Origin of the sequence: Alteromonas sp. RKMC-009 (assembly GCF_003584565.2) — a bacterium.
Taxonomy (GTDB): Bacteria; Pseudomonadota; Gammaproteobacteria; order Enterobacterales; family Alteromonadaceae; genus Alteromonas.
In genome coordinates this window covers 4806417-4826629 of sequence record NZ_CP031010.1, presented here as the reverse complement: position 1 = coordinate 4826629, position 20213 = coordinate 4806417, and the positions used below count along the sequence as shown (strand labels likewise).

Here is a 20213-nt window from a genome sequence, read left to right as displayed (position 1 = left end):
GTTCATGAAGTACTTCCGGAGCAGTGTGGTTGTCATGCTGCTTCTCATCTCACAAGGGATCAGAGCAGAGCAGCCAGCGCTGGCATTCAGCGGGGCAAGCGGTTTTGGTAAATACACCACCGGCGGAAATGAGGGCAAGGTACTGGTTGTTTCCAGTCTGGCTGATAACAGCAAAGATCCGCAGGAAGGTACGCTACGCTGGGCAGTGAAGCAACCCTACCCGCGACTGATCGTATTTGCCATTTCCGGTGTGATTCAGTTGGAAAAAACACTCGAAATCAAAGAGCCGCACATCACCATCGCCGGCCACACTTCACCGGCCGGAATCGTGGTGGCCGGAGCATCAACGTCAATAGAAGCCGATCAGGTTATCATCCGTCATATGGCCTTCCGCCCCGGGCATTTTTTGCAGGAAGGTGATGCGCTGAGTGCGCGGAATCATTCAGACATCACAATTGACCATTGTTCCCTGAGCTGGGCGAATGACGAGGTGGCCTCATTTTATAACAATACCCGCTTTACCCTGCAGAACAGCATTATTGCAGAGAGTCTGAATAACGCCGGGCATCACAAAGGCAGTCATGGCTACGGCGGGATTTGGGGAGGCAGAGACGCTTCATTTCTGCGAAATGTACTGGTAAGTCATATCAGCCGGAATCCCCGTATCAACGGCTGGCGGCTAAAGCCGCCCTATCCGCAGGAAGATGAATTCGTTGATATCAGCAACAACGTTATTGTGAATTGGCAGGATGCGTCCGGCTACGGCGGTGAGGGTGGAAAAGCAAATTTCACGGCTAACTATTTCCTGCCGGGTCCTGCCACAAAATCCGCAAGGTTCTTTGAATTCTGGGGAGACGACCGCCCCCTCGCGCTGCTGTATGCCAGTGGCAATGAGATGCATGACCACCCTGAAATGTCTGCCAGCAACGCGCTGGGTATCAAAGTAAAAGGGGCAAAGAAAAATCCGCAGCAGGCTGCTGCTATCAAAGCCGCGAGCCTGGCAGATAAGCCTTTCCGGCAAGGGGCAATCAGTGCGTTACAGGAATCAACATTGACTGCGCAACAGGCATATGTGGCGCTAATAGAAAATGCAGATGCCGGCAGTTTTTTACGCCGTGGACGTAAAGCTCACGACAGCACTGACCGGCGGATCCTCGCAGCTATCCGTTCAGGGTCCTACGCCGGTAAAGACGGCATTATCGACAGTGAACTGGAAGTGACTGACTGGCAGCAATACCGCGCGGAATTATCTTCTGCTGATACCGCTGAAACAGAAGAATTGTCAGCGGAACAGTGGCGTAAACTCGCGCTTTGATAAACCCGACTTTCTCAATGTTGATATTTTAATATTTTGTGAAATAAAAGTTAAAACCAATGTGATCTGCACTTCTTTTTCGTAATAATGCTACCGGTGGCATTCGCAGTTTAATAAAGCCGCGACAATAAAAACGAATTAAGGAGTGCAGGACATGAGAGTGTTTAAATGGACAGCTCTGGCAGTGGCGATATCTTCAGCGCTGCCGGCACTGGCACAAACCGCAGACACAGAACAGGCCGGAAATGGCCGGCAAACCACTCAGCAAAGTGACAATCAGGCCGCAGAAAATACGGCGCAGGACAGCGATATTGAAATTGTTGAGGTTAAAGGGGTTAAACAAGCCGATCTGAAAGCCCGCGATTTAGAACGGATGAAAAACGGCTTCAGTTCGGTGATCTCCACCGACGATTTAGGCAACTTTGTTGATCAGAACGTCGCGGAATCGTTACGACGCTTGCCGGGGGTTACCCTGCAGCGTTCAGAAGGTGAAGGTAAGTTTGTTACCGTGCGGGGTTTGGGGCCGGGCTTTGTTTCTGTGAACATGAACGGATCGCAGATGTCAGGTGCCGGGGAAGAGCGTAAAGTGGGTCTTGATGCCCTGCCCGCCGACCTGCTCGGCACCATCGAAGTACTGAAAACTCTGACGCCGGACCAGAACCTGAACTCTATTGGTGGTACGGTTAACGTTAAAGCTATTTCTGCATTTGATCGCGGTAAGAACACACTGAAAATGCGGATTCAGGATGCCTACTCTGAAAACCGTGAAGAGCACTCTCCAAAATTCAGTTTTGACGGCACACAGTTCTTTTTAGATGAAACCCTCGGTGTGGGTTTTGCCATTTCCCATGAAGATCGCAAAACCCTTATCGATGAAACCCGTCACCACAGCACTAATGAGATGAAGTTCTACACGGCGGATTTGGGTAAAACCGATGAGGAAATTGCTGCCGGAGATGAAATACTCGCGCCGTCACAGCTGGAATATCGCCGTGAAGTGGCTGGCCGGACCCGTCAGGCCGCAGCGCTGAATATCGAGTATAAGCCAAATCCCGATGCTTATTACTTTGCAAAAGGCACTTACACCCAGTTCGAAGATGATGACCTGGCACTACGGGAATTCTATGACTTTCAGGATGCGGGGTCTGTGGGCAGTGGCGAAATCGTTTACGTCAACAGTGACACCAAAGAATTCATCCTCAGCGATATTGATGTCTTCCATCAGCAATTTATTCAGGAAAGTGAGAACAAAACCATCACGTTCAGTTTTGGTGGCGAAAACCGCATTGCGGAAAGGTTCGTGCTGGATTATGAATATGCCCAGTCCCGTTCTGAAGAAGACTCCCGCGGAGACCGCCGTGTGCAGTTCCGTGAGCGTGATCTAATTGTTTACGGTCAGGGTCTGCGGGATAACATCCGTGCCAGAGTGCTCTCACCCGGTGAGGCGGCAGATATAGCCGGTCTTACTTACGATCCTGAAGACAGTATTTTCGGTACGTCAGGCAGTGGCGATGGCTCAGATTTGTCCAATTATCAGTTTGATAACTTATTCTTAGAGGACGGCCTCAGGACTGACGAAATCAAAACCGTTAATCTTAATCTGCGCGCGGACGTGTTCAATGACTGGGTAAACTACGTAAAAGTAGGTGGCCAGGTGACGCAGCGGGATCACGTGCGGGACAAAGACCGCTGGAGCTTCGACCCCTCCGCCGCCGATTGCAGCGATGATGCTTGTATCACCGCAGTTAATTCCACTCTTGCTGACTACGACAGCAGTATTCCTGCAGGCAGTCAGTTTCAGCTTCCCTTTGAAAGCCGCTCAACGGTGGATGATATCGTGAATGCAACACGTCAGACCGTGGCTGTTGCAACCAACGATGAAGTCTCCATTGAAAGTACCAAAGGGGACTACAGCATTGTTGAAGACACCAAAGCCATTTACGGCATGGTTGAATTTCCCATAGGCATGGATGCCACCCTTATCACTGGTGTGCGCTGGACCGAAACTGAGTTTTCTTCTACCGGCTATATGTCGCTGGAAAATGATGACTTTGAGTTTAACGGTGCCGGCGCCGGTGCACTCGATATTGCGATCCCTTTACCGGAAGCCTCTATCACCTACAGCGAGTTTTTCCCCAGTGCACACTTAAAGTGGGAAGCCTCTGAAGATATTCTGGTGCGTGCGGCCGTATGGACCAGCTTTACCCGTCCTTCGTTTAAACAGGCCCGTGCCTATGCGATTTTCGACAGTGATATTGAGCTTTGTCCGCCCGGCAGTGACGACTGTGATGACAGTCAGGGCGGAGCCTCACTACAGCAGTTGAGCCAGTATGTTCTGGGCTCAGACAATGCGCTGGATGTGGGGAATCCGAACCTGCTGGCGATGACATCGGTTAACTACGATGCGTCAATCGGTTGGTATCCTGATGAAGATCTCTTTATGGAAGCCGCCATTTTCTATAAAGATATCGAGAATTTCATTGTTGATGTGAACGGTATCGGCATGTCTATCGACAATCTGCCGCTCACGCTGCCGGTTAATCAGGTGACGGAGTTTGTGATCCCGCAGAACCTGTATCTCAACGAAATCAATATCACCATCAACGGCGATAAAGCCAAAGTGTACGGTATTGAGCTTAGCTACAACCAGTATTTCGACAACGGCTTCTTCCTGCAAAGCAATGCCACATTACTCGACAGTAAGGCGACCCTCGACAGTTCGATTCGTCAGGGCAGTGTGGCGTTACCCGATCAGGCCGACACCACGTTTAACCTGGTGTTCGGTTGGGAAAGTCAGACTTTCTCCGCCCGTCTTATCGGTAATATCCGCTCGGATGTCCTTGAGCAGATTGGTTCCTGTCCTGAGTCTGCGTCGTTGGATGATGCTAAGTCCTGCAAAATCTGGGGCGATCAGTATCAGGCCGATGTGAAGAGCCTCGATTTCAAACTGCAATATGACGTCACCGACACTGTGCAGCTTTACTTTGACGCCATTAATCTCACTAACCAGGCTGATCTGCGCTACTTCCAGGGTAATGAGCAAAGCGGCGGCAATATTCTTTACCAGAAAGAAGAATACGGACGCAGCTATCAGCTGGGTATGAACGTGAAATTCTACTAATTGTCTGCGCCGGTGCTTGCACCGGCAGAGCCTATTTTAGCTGGTGCGGACAATCGTCAGGGAACGTGCGCCCGGCAGATAAACGGAGATTGAGTGATATGAAACTCACAAAAATAGCCACCGTAGTGAGTGGCGTGATGCTGCTATCCGCTTGCGGAGAAAAAAGTACAACTAACGTAACATTGCCACCCGATCCGGCGTTAACCGGTGTGTTTGTTGACAGCCCGGTTGCCGGCCTGGGGTACCGTTCTGAATCGGTAAGCGACGGCACAACTAATGCTGACGGAGAGTTTTCTTACTTCCGTGGTGAACAACTGACTTTCTTTATCGGTGATCTGGTTTTTCCTGATGCGCCGGCCTCCAGCGTGATTTCGCCGCTGGACTTATTTGCTACCGACAATGCATTTAATCAGCCGGTAGTGAACACACTGCGCTTATTACAATCACTGGATACCGACGGTGATCCGTCAAACGGTATTACCTTAAGCAGCAGCGCAGCTGCGGCGGCAGAAATGTTGTTGGGAGATGGCGAAACCGCACAGGACTTCTTTGCCCAGTCTGATACAGACTTTGCGGCAGATGTGGAAGCATGGCTGGGTGCTGCAGGTGGTGCAAGCAGCACCTTAATCAGTAAGTACGATGCAATTACACATTTCGTGAATTACCTGGAGACAGAACGGGGTACGCTGTTTCCTAATACCTTCGATGTGGATTTATTCACCGGTTCGGTTTATGCGCCGGTGCGAAATGGTCGTACGGTGACGCAAACATCTTATAATTTTACCCCTGCGGATGAGGCCAACTTAAACGGCACCTACACACAAACCCTGGAAGACGGCGAAGTCAGCGGCGAATATCATTTTGCTTTCGGACGTAAAGTGCTGGTACTCACATCCGGTGACAGCGAAACCTGGCTGATATCCCGCGCGTTCAACACCGTTAATCAGGTTTACAGTCTGTGTCAGGGGGAAATGACCACTGACGGACCGTCGATGGTGGAATTAGTGGAGCAATGCCTGGCTGAAGACGATCCTATGAGCGCTGTATTTGCATTCAGCGAATCTCAGGCGCAGGCAGAAAACGAAAGGTTGGTGGAAGCGGCCAATGCCGTTCAGGCGGCGCTGGAAGAGAACTTCGATACCGATACCGCCACCTTCTTCTCTTCATCCTACAAGCGTTTGTCTGATGATCCTGATTCCGGCCCGCTGTATGTGAAAACCGGCGGCAGCCCTGTTGTTGATCCTGCTACCGGACATCTTATTTTAGAAGGTGACCGTTTCAGTATAGGTAATGCGGCAGCAAATCCGTTAGCCAATACGTCAGGTTCTGACACCGTTGGCACGGGTATTTATAACCTCAGTGAAGGTTTCACTATCAGTTTTGACGTTGTTGCCCATAACGGCGCAGGCACGTTCTCGTTGTATGTGGATAACAATACCACCGGACAGGACAATTCTGTTCACGGTGCTGCAAGTAAGTTTGTCAGCATTGGTCTGGACGGCGACGGTTTAGCGCCGGGAACCCGCTTCAGTTATACCTATGAACCGGGCGCAGATATCAGCGGCGGCGATCCTGCTGCAGAGGGTGCGAAGATCCTCAATGCGGCGGTGACCAACAGCTTCTTCCAGTTACGTACAGACTCCAGTGCGTCTATAACGCTGGATAACTTACGTATAGAAACAGTGGCCGATGCTGTGGAACCTGTTGAGCCTGAAGAGCCGGTGGAACCGGAAGAGCCGGAAGAGCCGGAAGTACCCGTAACCATTCCGCGGGTAGATTTACCACTGAGCTATACCTTTTCCGGCACTAACGAGGATATTTTCTCCGTCAGTTTTGCGGCTGCCGAAAACGCTGCCGGTGAGTCTGTGCCTATGTTCGTCAATACCGGTGGTTCAGTCACCCTGGTTGAAAACGGCATTCAGCTGGATGGCGGCCGTTTTACACTGGGGAATACCGATCCTGATAACCTCAGTGCGGCAGACAATACTACTGCCAGCGGGGCGCTGGACTTGAGTCGTCCTTATAACGTGGTGTTTGATATCGTCTACGTGGAAGACAGTGAAGGAGACAACAAATTCCAGATTTATGTCGACAACAACACGTCAGGCAGCGCCAACTCTTATCTTGGCGGTGATTCCCGGTTCTACAATGAGCTGGTGACAACATTAACAGCAGGCACAACACTGAGTGTGCCCGGACAAATCGCCGGCCAGAATTCATATCTTCAGTTCCGCACTGAAAGCGGCTCAATTGTTGTTATCGACAATATTCGCATTGAGTATGTTCAGGCAAATACGTTGCTGGAAGAGAAGTTTGAAACGGACACCGACACCCTGTTTTCCGCTGAGTACAAAAGTACCGGTGGTGACGGCAGTGTGCCGTTCTACAGTATTACCGGCGGTGGCAGCGGTCTGGCCATTACAGATGGCGAACTGTCCATCGACAGTGCGCGGTTTACACTGGGTAATACCACGCCGGATACTGAAACCACCGATGCGGATACCGTCACAACGGGTGTTCTGGATTTAAGCCGTGAGTACACCATCAGCATGGATATCGTGTCTGTTGAGGATACGGAAGGTAATAACAACTTCATTATCTATGCTGATAACAACACCAGCAGCAGCGGTAAGTCAGTGCATGGCGGCGCATCGAAGTTCTTCAGTGAACCGCTTACCGGCCTCACACCGGGAGAGCGGCTTACTGTAGAAGGCTTCATTGCTACATCATCCTCGTTCCTGCAGTTACGGACTGAAAGCGGGGGCAAAGTGGTGATTGATAATCTGGTATTGTCGTATACCGGCGATGCAGCGTCACCGCAGGTATTCAGTTGTGACAACGAGCCGGATTTGTACTTCTGTGATGATTTCGCTGACGGCTCGACGGAGAACTTTAATCTGCTTTCCAATATTGAGGGCAGTAACGGGCCTCAGGGTGTATTCGATATTCTGGATGATGACGGCAACAACGTACTGCGTTATACCGCCGGCGGAGAGGGCGGTGAAATCTTCCTGCTGACAGACGCGGCCATGGCCGGTGTGCCGGATTCCGGCGATTACTTTGTTGAAGCCCGTATCCGGCCCCGTCAGAACAGTACCACCCGGAATAAGCAGATCTTCCTGCTGGGTCGCTACGACAGTGCCGGAAACTGGTATGGCGGTGGTCTGAATGTGCAGAACTCCTCTTCCAGCACGCAGGTGGAAGTAGCAACCAGTACCGGTGGCAGTATTTCCCGCCCGGTACAGAAGAAATCGCCGGTTTTGCTGGGTGAGAAAGACGGAACAGACGGCACCTGGTACCGGGTGCGATTTGAAATGCAGGGTGAAAACCTGACGGTTTATCTTGATGGCGAAAACATGGGGACGGTGGCAGACAGCCAGTATTCCGCAAAAGGCCTGGTTGGCATGTTCACCAATAACCGTTCGTTTGAAATCGATGATATTAAGATTGGTGATCCCACCGTCAAACCGGTACAACTGACGCTGGATTATAAGGAGCCGGGCTGGGAAACGACCACCAGCAGTGATCCGCTCTATGTGTATGTGACTGCGGTGCAAAATGACGGTGTTACTGACGACACCTTTACAGCCACAAGCAGCGACACAGCAGTTGTTGATGTTGAAATCGACGGGCCGACAGTAGTGCTGACACCTGTGGCAGCCGGTTCTGCCACGGTAACGTTTACTTCAGGTTCAGACAGTACACTGGTCAAAACCATCACCATAGACGTTGCTGAAGGTTTTGTGATGCCGGCAGGCGCGTATGGCAGCCTCACCGGTGACACCGTGCCTTACGCCGGTAAGCAAAACGCCCACATCGATACGTCTCTGGCGCTGACATTTGATGATGTGCCCGTGTTAGGTGACGTGGGCGAAATCCGTATTTACGATGCCAGCGACGATACTGTGGTTGATGTGATTAACGTAGGTGTGGACGAAGACTTTATCGGTTACGCCGGTCAGGAACGTCAACGTAAAGTGTATTACCGCCCAGTTCGGGTAGACGGCAATACGTTGCTTATCAAACCCCATAATCATGTGCTGGAATACGGCAAAGACTACTATGTGGCGATTGGCGAAAACGTTGTAACCGACGGAACCCTTAACGGCGAAGTGTTTACCGGGCTGGGTAAAACGTCCGGCTGGACATTTACCACCCGCGAAGCTGCACCGGAAGGTAATGCGCTGGTGGTAGATGACGATGGTGAAGCTGACTTCAGAACCGTGCAGGGCGCGCTGAACTACGTAATGCAGAGTGTACCTTCTGGTGAAGCTGCCACCATCACTATCATGGCCGGTGAGTACGAGGAAATGATGCTGCTGCGGGACCACGATAACGTCACCTTACAAGGGGAAGATCGTGACAATACCGTGGTGTATTACAATAACTTTGAAAGCTTCAACAGTGGCAGCGGTAAGAGTGAAGCGCCGGGCACCGGCACACCATCAGGTGGTCGCAGCGTTTTCCTGATTGAGGGCGTGGATAATCTGGTGCTGAATAATTTTACGCTGAAAAACAGCCATATCCGCAGCAATGAATACTCTAATCAGGCTGAAACCCTGTACTTCAACAGTGATAGCGGCCGACTGACTGCTACCAATATGAACTTTATCAGTGAGCAGGATACCCTGCTGCTGAAAGGGTACAGCTGGTTCTATCAGTCGCTTGTTGCCGGCAACGTGGACTTCATCTGGGGTTATGTGAACACTGCTCTGTTTGAAGAAAGCGAAATCCGCACCATCGGTGATTCCAAGAACGGCGATCCGACTCAGGATACTTCCGGCGGCTATGTACTGCAGGCCCGCGTACCGGACATCAATAATAAAGGGTTTATTTTCTTAAACAGTGAATTTACCCATGGTCCGGGACCCATCGGCAACGACGTACTGGATAACTCCACTTACATCGCCCGAAGCGGTGGGAGCAGCGAATATTTTGATAACATCACGCTGATCAATAACCGCTTTGATACTCACATAGCGGATATCGGCTGGGCCGGTGAAGGTATCAACAGCCAGCCTGCGTCTAACCCGAATCCGGCAACGGCGTCAGCCGGCTGGCGGGAATACGGCAGCATGGATATGCAGGGCAATCCGCTGGATCTCTCCTCCCGTCAGTTTGGCTACGTGCTGACTGCCGGTGACGTGACAGGTCTGACGGATCGCGACAGTATCTTCGCTCACTACAATAACAATGAAGGCTGGACACCGTCGCCGTTAAGTGCACCGGTTATCGCAGCGGAACCTGAAGCGTTAGCAAACGGCTTTGCAGCTTATAACTACACGCTTACCGGCGGAGCCGGAGGTACGGTTGTTACTGTAGATAACGGCGCTGACCTACAGGCTGCACTGGATACCGCAGCATCAACCAATACGCCGGTGACAGTGTATGTAGATGGTGTTATCACCGACGCTAACACGGGTGGAACAGGTAGCCCCATTGAAATTCGTGATATGAACGATGTATCCATTATTGGTGTGGCCGACCGTGGCGAGTTTGACGGTATCGGTATTCTCATCAAACGGGCTAACAACGTGATTATTCAAAACCTGAAAATCCATCACGTATTAACCGAAGGCAAAGACGCCATTGGCATCGAGGGTGATAATGACGGTTCAACGACCAGTAATATCTGGATTGACCACAACGAGTTGTACAGCACGTTATCGGTGGATAAAGACTTCTATGATGGTCTGGTAGACAGTAAGCGTGGCGCGAAAAACATCACCATTTCGTACAACTATCTGCATGATCACTGGAAAGCATCCCTGCATGGTCATACCGAAAGTGATACGGACAGTGATAACACCGACCGCTTTATCACTTTCCATCATAACCGTTTTGAAAATATTGAGTCCCGTTTACCGCTGTTCCGTTATGGCTACGGACACCTGTACAACAACTACTACAACGGTATTTCCTCAACGGCCATTAACTCCCGTATCGGTGCAGAACTGCAAATCGAGAACAATGTGTTTGAGCAAACGCAAAACCCCATAGTGTCGTTCTATTCTGACGTGATTGGATACTGGAATACCGCCGGAAACGTATTCGGAACCGGTGTCATCTGGACAGAACCTGATGCCGGTGATGTATCAGCCGGTCCGGACGCTGAACCGACTTCCAGTTACACCGTACCTTACGATTACACGCTGGACGATGCGGATTCTGTGAAAGTGAAAGTCATTAATCATTCCGGTGTGGGAAAAATTACTCAGGACGCAGAGGCTATTCCGGCAATAGACTAATTTACTATCAACATGTTAGTGGCAAACGCGCCTCCAGCGGTTTACAGGAGGCGCGTTTTTTTATCTCCGGTACTTCTCATTTTACTCATTTTGGTCAATAATTAACCGTGAGAGAGTATGAGGTGCAGATTGGTGTGGTAGCCAATATGCAAAATAGAGGTATCAGTCATGTCGAGTATTATTGGTAATAATATCAATTCGGCGATCGTGTCTGGCATGAGCGGCATTCAAAATGCCTATCAGGGCATGACACAGGCATCCGTAAATATTGCCCAGCGCGCAGCGCAAACCAGTGTTGAATTAAATGGCACCAGCCAGGTGTTGACTAATGCATCGCTGAACAATTTGTCGAATATCCGCAATACACTGCCCACCGGTGGTGACAGCCTGACGTCTGATTTAATGTCATTGCAGTATAACCGCAACAATGCCCTTGCTTCTGCAAAAGTGGTCGATACGGCGTTTGATACCGTCGGCACCATTATCGATACGCTGACCTGATCACAGCTTCAATATCATGAATATTGTCACGCCTGTTCCGACTTCGTTAGTGTTCACCACCGCAAATGTGAACACCGAGTCTGCACGCCGTGACAATTTATTGAAAGACACCATACCTCCTTCTAAGGACGCAGATCAGAGTGCGTCTGAGCAGGGATTAGGTTCTGAATCTGACCGTGCAAGACTGCCCGGCCAGAAACCTGCTCCTGTTACCTATGAGCGCCCGCAAATTCAGGTTGATGCCCGTGCTGATGCACTGCAGCAGAATGAAAATGCAGACAACCCTGAAGCTGCTACCGATAACGCTAATCAGGAAAGCGCAGGTAAAGAGTCGGCGGAAGAGAAGCAGCAACAGCAGGCTCAGCAGCAGGAAGTTGAAGATTTAAAATCCCGTGACCAGGAAGTGCGTCAGCACGAGCAGGCTCATGCTGCCCGTGGTGGTCAGTATGCAGGTTCTCCGCAATATCAGTATGAAACAGGCCCGGACGGTCAGCGATACGTAACTGACGGGGAAGTCAGCATTGATGTGTCCGATGCTGAAACGCCTGAGCAGACCGTTCAGAAAATGGAGCAGGTGCGCGCTGCCGCTCTAGCGCCGGCTGAGCCATCTTCGCAAGATTTAAAAGTGGCCGCAGAGGCGTCCCGCAAAGCAAATGAAGCCCGTCAGGAATTGTCATCTGGCGATAACCCGGGCTCAACAGAGTCTGAAAGCGGGGATAATACAGAAGCATTTTCTGTTGACGCTGTTGCTGACCGTTCGCTGGAAATTGGCGGCGATGCTTACCAGTCTCCGGCTATACAGTCACGTATTGGCGTAATTCAGCAATTCTATCAGGCCACTGTGACCCCGAAAGCAGGTGGTTTCTCCGCCAGCGCCTGAGGCGTTTTACCGGTATTTATTTTTAACCGGCTTTTAGTCGTCGCTCAGATACTTCATTATGGTGTCCAGTAAGGTGTCTTTCTGCACCGGCTTACTGATGTGGTCATTCATACCCGCCGCACGGCAGGCTTCAATGTCCTGACTCATGGCGTTTGCCGTCAGGGCAATAACCGGTGTGCTAATACCCATTTCCTGTCTGATATGACGGGTTGCCTCATAGCCATCCATTTCCGGCATCTGAATATCCATCAGTACAATATCAAAGGTGTTGTCTACCATCTGTTGCACAGCCTCACGGCCGTTAGCAGCGCGGGTGATTTGAAGGCTGGTGGTTGAAAGCATAGCCAGAATCACTTCCACGTTAATGTCGTTGTCTTCTACCAGCAGTAACCGCTGCCCCGAAAAAGTATTGTCTGACGTTTTTGTCACCGGTTTAACGGGCTTTATCTGTGTTGCGTAAGGCATGGTGACGGTGAAAAAGAAGTCAGAGCCTTTGCCTGTTTCACTTTCCAGTTCAAGCTTAGAGTCCATCAGCGACAACAGCTGATTACAGATATGCAGTCCCAGACCTGAGCCGCCGTATTTGCGGGCAGTTGAGCTTTCAGCCTGAATAAAGGGTTCAAACAGGGTTTCTTTTTGTGTTTCACTGATACCGATGCCGGTATCTTTCACACCGGCTTCAAATGTGCAGCTTTCCTCATCAATACGCAGTAGTTTCAGCCTGATTTCAATTTTGCCTTCAGATGAAAATTTAATGGCGTTACTGATCAAATTCGCCAGGATCTGCTTGAATCTCAATTCATCGAATATCAGTACCGGAGGCAGCTCAGGATCGATAGAGAAAACCAGCTTTAGCCCTTTATTCTGAGCCTGGCCGTGGAAGATATCCGCCAGTTTTTTCAGGCTGTGACGAATGTTGTACTGTTCGGCATCAAGCTCAAGTTTGCCGGCTTCAATTTTAGAGAAGTCGAGCAGGTCATTAATCAATTGCAACAGCATTTCTGAAGAGTTAACGATCTGATTCGTCAGGCGTTTATGTTTCGGATTATCCAGTTTTTCGGTCAGCACCTGTCCGAAACCGATTATAGCGTTTAACGGAGTACGGATTTCGTGACTGATATTCGACAGGAAATCGGTTTTAAGCTTGTCCTGAAGTTCAGCTTTGGCTTTTGCATCTGCATATAGCTGATTAGTGTGGCGTGATTTGCGAAGCAGATAGAGAATGATGAGCAGTGTAACGATACCCAGAACGATAACCACAACTAACCACTGATTGTAACGTTGCTGGGTTGCTCTGGCCGATTCTATGGCCGTGAGGAGTGCTGATATAGACTCGTTTTCTTTCTCCAGTTCGCTGGCTTTCTCTCTTTCCTGCTCTATCTGATGTACGAGATTTGCACTCTCAATTAATTCCAGATCTTCGTACTTCTTTGCATCCAGATAGTCTTCATGAAACTGTTCGTACTGAGCAAATGCGGTTTTGTAATCTCCTCTGGCCGCCGTTATATGAGCAGCAATCTGCTCAAGCTCCGCACGCCAGGTTGTCTGCTCAGCAGTTCTGTCTTCGTCGTACATTTTACGGGAAATATCCAGAGCCTCTTCTGCCTCTTCATACTGCTTCATATCCAGAAACGCTTTTGCCCGCCATTTATAAATTTCGGTATCGTAAAATGCAGATGTCAGCGGATGAGAGGTAACGGCTTCCGAAAGAGGTAGTGCGAGATCGTATTGTCCTGAATTGAAATAGGTCGTTGCCATACCATACAGAGCAAGGTATTCAGAGTAGTTGATATCGATGTTCTTATCGTTGGCCTCCGCTTTTTTGAAGTAGCTGATGGCGGCATCGTAGTTGCCCCGGTTACGGTGCAGTATCCCTATGTCATACAGGTTGTCACTGACCAGCAGCCAGTCTTGCTGACTGAGCGCCCCGTTGAGAGACTTCTCATAATACTCCAGCGCTATATCCAGTGAATTAATGGAATGATAGTAATCAGCAACCATGTAATTGTGCAGGGGGAGTAATTGTTCCAGCTGATTACTGAATATAAGCTCGCTGAGCGTATTAATGAGCCTGGCGTTAGAGGCAAATACCTGGTTTTCGCTGTAGGTCACAATCAGGTAGGCGATGGCGAGTGCGCGGACGTCAGGTGCAAGGGAAGCTTGTTTCAGGAGTCCTTCGAACAGGTAATAGCTCTTACTGTATTCAGCATTGATGCCATACATTCTGGCCAGGCCCACGCGGATAACCGGGCCGGATTCGTTGTCCTGCGAGACAGATTCCAGCACCGCGAGCACGTTATCAGACGCAGAATGATGAATCTTTAGCATATAAACGACGTAAAGTGCCCCGATGCGGGCTTTTTCTGTCTGAGTATAGTCGTCGCTCAGTAACCGGGATTCCAGTGTGTCGAGCACTTCACCGACCGGCATAGGGGTTTCCTGCCGGAGTCTTTGCTCAAAGCTTTCCAGTTCTGAAGTCAGGTTGGTGGCGGATACAGTCAGGCTGATAAACCAGAGCGCAACAGCCAGCGGGCGCCAGATAAATTTAATGGTGATCACAGTGACATATAGCCTGTCCTGAATGTTTTATTAAATTTACTCAGAGCGGCGGGTAAAAGCAAGAAAGCCGGCATCATGAAGTGACCCCCAATAGTTGGACATTCCAATTACTGGGGGTCTTTTTATGTCCAAACATCCTCGAGCCTTCAAGCTCAAAGTAGCTGAGTGTGCTTTATCTGAAAGTTCTTCGGCGATAGGTGGCAGATTTAATGTCACAGAAAGGCAGGTCCGATATTGGACTGCTGTTTATCGAATTCATGGCGCTGAAAGCTTCAGGTCTACTCACAGGCCATATTCTCAAGCATTTAAAACAGATGTGTTGAAAACAATGGCAGCTAACAACTGGTCACTTAGTTACACCAGCGCCTTCTTCGATTTATCGTCCCCTGGGATTCTTTTCCAATGGCAAAAGCTTTATGCTCACGATGGTATCTCCGGTCTAAAACCAAAGAAAAAAGGTAAACCTCGCGTGAAAAAAGAACCTTCTGCACCTAAACCATCAACTGAAATGACGGAGAAGGAACTCAGAGAAGAGTTGGACTATTTACGTGCGGAGAATGCTGTTCTAAAAAAGTTAGAAGCCTTGGCTCAAGCCAGAAAGAAAAAAGCAAAGACAAAACGATAGTTGTCGAAGAGCTCAAGGCTAGTTACAGCTTACAAAATCTATTAAAAATCACAGGACTCCCGAAAAGCGTTTATTACTATCATCGTAATACGCTAGAACGGTCGTGTCCCGATATTGGCTTAAGCGAAAAAATACGTACTATCTTTCATAAACATAGAGGGCGGTACGGCTATCGCAGAGTTACTTCTGCGCTGAGAACAGTAGGCTTGATAGTTAATCACAAGCGCGTACAACGCCTGATGAATGAGCTGGGGTTAAAATCCAAGGTAAGACCTAAACGTTACAAGTCCTATAAAGGTGAAGTCGGCAGAATCGCAGGCAATGAACTTAATCGAGAATTTACGGCAGTGAAGCCAAATCAAAAATGGGTGACCGATGTGACTGAGTTTAAAGTCAAAGACCAGAAAGTCTATCTGTCACCGATAATTGACCTGTTTAACCAAGAGGTTGTCAGCTATGAAGTACGCACATCGGTTGCACTGCCACTAGTCACAGACATGCTCAAAACCGCGACGAGTAAGCTACAGCGACATGAGAAGCCGCTTATTCACTCGGATCAGGGCTGGCAATACCAACATAAAGAGTACCAAAATCACATCAAAGCAAACGGGCTAGTTCAAAGCATGTCCAGGAAAGGAAATTGTTTAGACAATGCCGTCGCAGAGAACTTCTTCGGCATATTAAAAACGGAAATGTATCACAACGAGAAGTTCAACGATGCCGACGAACTGATTGAAAGCATCAAAGAATATATCGACTATTACAACAACGAGCGTATTAAGCTGAAACTAAAAGGCCTGAGTCCGATACAATATCGAAATCAGGCCTTGGCAGCCGCTTAGAAATGAGTCCAACTTTATGGGGTCACTTCATCATGCCGGCTTTCTGAAGGTTCTGTCCGGGGTTACTTCTGCTTTGCTTTAGCAAATGCATCCGCGAACGCATTACCCATGGCAGCATTAGCCGGCGCTTGCGCCTGACGGTTATTGCCACCGCCATTGCGGCCGGGCTGGCGTCCTTTACCTTGCTTCCCGGCAGGTTTTCCGGCGCTGCTCTGGCGTTTTTCAGCGGCCGGCGCAGGGGTATCGTCAAGGCGCATGGTAAAAGAGATACGCTTACGCTGTACGTCTACTTCCAGCACTTTCACTTTTACGATATCACCGGCTTTTACTACTTCACGGGGATCCGAGATGAACTTGTTGGTCAGTGCCGAGATGTGAACCAGACCATCCTGATGCACACCCACGTCAACGAAAGCACCGAAGTTTGCCACGTTACTGACAACACCTTCCAGAATCATGCCCGGCTTCAGATCGCTGATGGTTTCAACGCCTTCTTTGAAGGTCGCTGTTTTAAATTCAGGACGGGGGTCACGGCCGGGTTTGTCCAGCTCTTTCAGGATATCTTTTACGGTTGGCAAACCGAATGCTTCACTGGTGAAGTCCTCCGGTGCCAGCTTACGCAGCAGATCGGTGTTACCAATCAGGTCGTTTACGGCGACCTGCGTACGGTCAACAATGCTGTCGATAACCGGATAGGCTTCTGGGTGAACGGCGGAGGCATCCAGCGGGTTAGTGCCTGCGGTGATACGCAGGAAGCCGGCTGCCTGTTCAAAGGCTTTAGGACCTAACCGTTCAACCTTTAATAAGGATTTACGGTCGCCAAAAGCGCCGTTGTTATCGCGAAATGCAACGATATTTTGTGCCAGGGTTTTGTTCAGGCCCGATACATAAGACAGCAGTGCAGGAGATGCGGTGTTCAGATCGACGCCTACGGCGTTTACACAGTCCTCGATAACGCGATCCAGTGATTTGCCTAACTGACTCTGGCTTACGTCGTGCTGATACTGGCCAACACCAATAGCCTTCGGCTCAATTTTTACCAGTTCGGCGAGAGGATCCTGCAGACGACGGGCAATTGATACAGCGCCACGCAGAGATACGTCCATATCCGGCAGTTCTTTCGATGCCAGTTCCGACGCTGAGTACACTGATGCACCGGCTTCACTGACCATGATTTTCTGAGCGCCCAGCTCCGGCGCTGCTTTCAGCATTTCAGCAACCAGTTTATCCGTTTCGCGGGAGCCGGTACCGTTACCGATACTGATGAGCTCTACTTTATGCTGTTTGCACACATTAATCAGTGTGCGCATAGACTTGTCCCAGGCGTTTTGCGGCGCGTGGGGGAAAATCGTATTAGTGGCCACCACCTTACCGGTTTTATCTACCACCGCGACTTTGACCCCGGTACGCAAACCCGGATCCAGACCCATGGTGGTTTTCGCGCCGGCCGGCGCCGCCATTAGCAGATCATTGAGGTTTTTAGCGAATACGCTGATGGCTTCTTCTTCAGCCTGCTCACGTAAGCCCGAAAACAGTTCGGTTTCCATGTGCAGAGCAATTTTGATTTTCCAGGTCCACTGTACAACCTGCTTTAAAAACGCATCAGCAGCACGGCCTTTGTCACTGATATTGTAGTGATCAGCAATGATGAATTCGCAGTGTGACGGTGCCGTGGCATCTTCATTCTGCGGATCTGCGTTCAGCTGAATATGCAGCATGCCCTCATTACGGCCACGGAACATGGCAAGAGCACGGTGAGACGGCACGCTTTTGAGTTTTTCCTGATGGTCGAAATAATCTTTGTACTTAATGGCTTCCTGCTCTTTACCGGGAGCCACTGTACTGGTTACGAAGGCATTGTCATTCAGATAGCGGCGTACTTTCGCCAGCAGAGAAGCGTCTTCGGCAAACCGTTCCATCAGGATAAAGCGGGCACCTTCCAGTGCGGCTTTGGTATCGGCTACGCCTTTGTCAGCAGAAACAAATGCTTCTGCTTCGGCTTCCGGTGTCAGCGACGGGTCGTTAAACAGTTTATCAGCTAAAGGCTCAAGCCCGGCTTCAATAGCGATCTGACCTTTAGTGCGACGACGTGGCTTGTAGGGCAGGTATAAATCTTCCAGCGTCGTTTTGCTGTCCGCCGTGGTGATGTCCTTTCTCAGCGCATCGGTAAGCTTACCCTGTTCTTCAATGGACTTTAAAATCACGCTGCGGCGATCTTCTAATTCACGCAGGTACGTCAGCCGCTGTTCGAGGTTACGAAGCTGAGTATCGTCCAGTCCTTGCGTTGCCTCTTTCCGGTAACGGGCGATAAAAGGAACCGTAGCACCCTCATCGAGTAATGAAACAGCCGCCTGCACCTGATTGGCATTAACGGCAAGTTCTTCGGCAATTTTGTTGATAATCATAAATAAGCTCTGTGGCGTTTTAATTTGTGTCCTGCTGGATTAAAAAAGGGGGATGAGCACTCTGCCCCGTGTCGCTGCCAGCTGTTACCTAAATAGGGTGCAAAAAAGAGGCGTAAGTATATCACCGATGGCTTATGTCAGAAGGGCTTTTGTCTCAATTTATTCTGACTTCATGTCGAGTTTTCCTACCTGATTGTTAAGCTTCTGAAGAAGGCTGATAAGCAATTCACGCTCGTCTTGCGATAACACCTCCAGCAATTTACTTTCCCGTTCAAGTGCAACCGTCAGAATCTCATCGTGGAGTGCTTTTCCTTTTGGTGACAGTGACAGATATTGATGTCTGCCATCTTTTTCACTCTTTGAAATAGTGATGATTTCCAGCTCTTTGAGCTTTTTCACTGTCCGGCTTACCAGCGCCTTATCGAGACCGATGACATTACTCACAGAATTCGCCGTTGTTTCCGGCTCCACGGCCAGCAGAGCGATGACACGCCATTCAACTATCCCTACGCCAAACATCTTCCGGTACTGACCCGAAGCGCTGGCCGAAAGTTTGTTAGCCAGAAAAGTAATGAGTGCAGGTACGTACCGTGCCAAATCTAGAAATTGTGGATTCTGCAATTTCTGCTCTCTTTTTATTAGTTACTAAATCAACATTTTATCACTTAGTGAACTGATCAGATAATCTCTATAGTTGACATATCAACTAATTGTTTCGTATTGTTTGTTACATAGATGTTAGTTACAGGGAAATTCTTTTGATAAACGCGAAGATTTCTAAAATTGAAAAAATTGCCGCTTCAGTTGCCAAAATCAGTTTTATTGCTGAAGGCGGAAATGCACTTCCCTCCTTTACACCCGGTGCTCACGTTGATGTGAAGGTTAATGAAGATATCACCCGCCAGTATTCACTTTGTGGGTCTGCCAGAGATGTCAATGAGTACAGTATCGCTGTATTGCGTGACAGTCATTCCAGAGGCGGCTCAGTAGCCATTCACGATACTTTCCGCGTAGGGATGGCCGTGCAGATCTCCGCACCGAAAAATTTGTTCCCGCTTGGGGAGCATGACGGAAAAGTCATTCTTGTTGCCGGGGGGATCGGCATTACGCCACTTATTTCAATGATGAAAAGTCTTGATGACCTTGGGAAGCAATATCTATTGCTTTATGTTCATAAGCCGGCACAACAAATTCCGTTCGATAAGGAACTCGCGGCAGGGGTTAACACCGGAAAAGTCATTTTAATCCCTTCAGAAAGTCGTGAGAAAATAGTGAAACGACTGCGGGAGCTTATCCCTGCTTTCGAAGACGGCTGCGGTCTCTATACCTGCGGTCCTGATGGCTTTATGTCTAAAGTTAATGAGATTGCCAGAGAGAAAAGCTGGCCTGATTTTGCTTTGAATCAGGAAAAATTCAGTCACGACATTTCCACAACCGGCGCTGATACGGCGTTCACAATGCACCTTGTTCAATCAAATATTCACATCAATGTAAGCACAGAGCAAACAGCCCTCGAGGCGTTGGATGAAGCCGGTATTGAAGTGGATGCCAGTTGTGAACAGGGGATTTGCGGCACATGTGTATTGCGTGTTCTTGATGGAAAAGTTGACCACAGGGACGCGTGGCTGACAGATGCTGAAAAATCAGCAAATGACCGTTTTACGCCTTGTTGTTCCCGGGCGTTAACCCCGTCACTTTCTATTGACCTTTAATCCTG

The 20213-nt window shown here is 49.4% G+C and carries 11 protein-coding genes; 8 read left to right on the top strand and 3 right to left on the bottom strand.

The features are described from left to right. Positions 1 to 4: 4 nt before the first annotated feature. The 5 genes from DS731_RS20980 (at position 5) to DS731_RS20960 (ending at position 12065) form a co-directional block, all read left to right on the top strand. Positions 5 to 1315, top strand: coding sequence for a pectate lyase family protein (locus DS731_RS20980; RefSeq protein WP_150154343.1), 1311 nt, complete (start codon positions 5 to 7; stop codon positions 1313 to 1315). A 154-nt stretch (positions 1316 to 1469) separates the two neighbouring features. Next, complete coding sequence (locus DS731_RS20975) at positions 1470 to 4436, top strand: TonB-dependent receptor (RefSeq protein WP_119503135.1); 2967 nt, start codon at positions 1470 to 1472, stop codon at positions 4434 to 4436. Between the two features lie 98 nt (positions 4437 to 4534). Then, entirely contained in the window at positions 4535 to 10684 is a 6150-nt protein-coding gene (locus DS731_RS20970) for a pectinesterase family protein (RefSeq protein WP_119503134.1), read from the top strand. 168 nt (positions 10685 to 10852) lie between these two features. Further along, positions 10853 to 11185 carry a hypothetical protein gene (locus DS731_RS20965; protein WP_119503133.1) on the top strand — a complete coding sequence of 111 codons (333 nt, stop codon included), beginning with the start codon at positions 10853 to 10855 and terminating at the stop codon, positions 11183 to 11185. A 16-nt stretch (positions 11186 to 11201) separates the two neighbouring features. Then, entirely contained in the window at positions 11202 to 12065 is an 864-nt protein-coding gene (locus tag DS731_RS20960) for a putative metalloprotease CJM1_0395 family protein (RefSeq protein ID WP_119503132.1), read from the top strand. 33 nt (positions 12066 to 12098) lie between these two features. Here DS731_RS20960 and DS731_RS20955 read toward each other — a convergent pair whose 3' ends face one another. Continuing rightward, positions 12099 to 14624 carry a response regulator gene (locus DS731_RS20955; RefSeq protein ID WP_232373439.1) on the bottom strand — a complete coding sequence of 842 codons (2526 nt, stop codon included), beginning with the start codon at positions 14622 to 14624 and terminating at the stop codon, positions 12099 to 12101. Between the two features lie 124 nt (positions 14625 to 14748). On the opposite strand from DS731_RS20955, the gene DS731_RS20950 reads away from it, so the two are divergent. Then, entirely contained in the window at positions 14749 to 15249 is a 501-nt protein-coding gene (locus DS731_RS20950) for a helix-turn-helix domain-containing protein (RefSeq protein WP_119500931.1), read from the top strand. Then, positions 15246 to 16091, top strand: coding sequence for an IS3 family transposase (locus tag DS731_RS20945; RefSeq protein WP_232373549.1), 846 nt, complete (start codon positions 15246 to 15248; stop codon positions 16089 to 16091). The genes DS731_RS20950 and DS731_RS20945 overlap by 4 nt, the downstream gene beginning before the upstream one ends. Positions 16092 to 16153: 62 nt before the next feature. Here the strand turns inward: DS731_RS20945 and DS731_RS20940 are convergent, their stop codons facing one another. Together DS731_RS20940 and DS731_RS20935 are read right to left on the bottom strand one after the other, a co-directional pair. Further along, positions 16154 to 18496 carry a Tex family protein gene (locus DS731_RS20940; protein ID WP_119503131.1) on the bottom strand — a complete coding sequence of 781 codons (2343 nt, stop codon included), beginning with the start codon at positions 18494 to 18496 and terminating at the stop codon, positions 16154 to 16156. 159 nt (positions 18497 to 18655) lie between these two features. After that, the gene (locus DS731_RS20935) at positions 18656 to 19117 is read right to left on the bottom strand and encodes a MarR family winged helix-turn-helix transcriptional regulator (RefSeq protein ID WP_202980685.1); all 462 of its coding nucleotides are present in this window, start codon (positions 19115 to 19117) and stop codon (positions 18656 to 18658) included. 137 nt (positions 19118 to 19254) lie between these two features. Here DS731_RS20935 and DS731_RS20930 point away from each other — a divergent pair, with 137 nt between their 5' ends. Beyond that, positions 19255 to 20208: a PDR/VanB family oxidoreductase gene (locus tag DS731_RS20930; protein ID WP_161599197.1), complete on the top strand. Its 954-nt coding sequence runs from the start codon at positions 19255 to 19257 to the stop codon at positions 20206 to 20208. The last annotated feature ends 5 nt before the right edge of the window (positions 20209 to 20213 follow it).

What these genes read in the sequence shown, in the direction of transcription:
- DS731_RS20980 (WP_150154343.1), top strand. Translation starts at nt 5, where the DNA reads ATGAAGTACTTCCGGAGCAGTGTGGTTGTCATGCTGCTTCTCATCTCA.
- DS731_RS20975 (WP_119503135.1), top strand. Translation starts at nt 1,470, where the DNA reads ATGAGAGTGTTTAAATGGACAGCTCTGGCAGTGGCGATATCTTCAGCG.
- DS731_RS20970 (WP_119503134.1), top strand. Translation starts at nt 4,535, where the DNA reads ATGAAACTCACAAAAATAGCCACCGTAGTGAGTGGCGTGATGCTGCTA.
- DS731_RS20965 (WP_119503133.1), top strand. Translation starts at nt 10,853, where the DNA reads ATGTCGAGTATTATTGGTAATAATATCAATTCGGCGATCGTGTCTGGC.
- DS731_RS20960 (WP_119503132.1), top strand. Translation starts at nt 11,202, where the DNA reads ATGAATATTGTCACGCCTGTTCCGACTTCGTTAGTGTTCACCACCGCA.
- DS731_RS20950 (WP_119500931.1), top strand. Translation starts at nt 14,749, where the DNA reads ATGTCCAAACATCCTCGAGCCTTCAAGCTCAAAGTAGCTGAGTGTGCT.
- DS731_RS20940 (WP_119503131.1), bottom strand. Translation starts at nt 18,496, where the DNA reads ATGATTATCAACAAAATTGCCGAAGAACTTGCCGTTAATGCCAATCAG.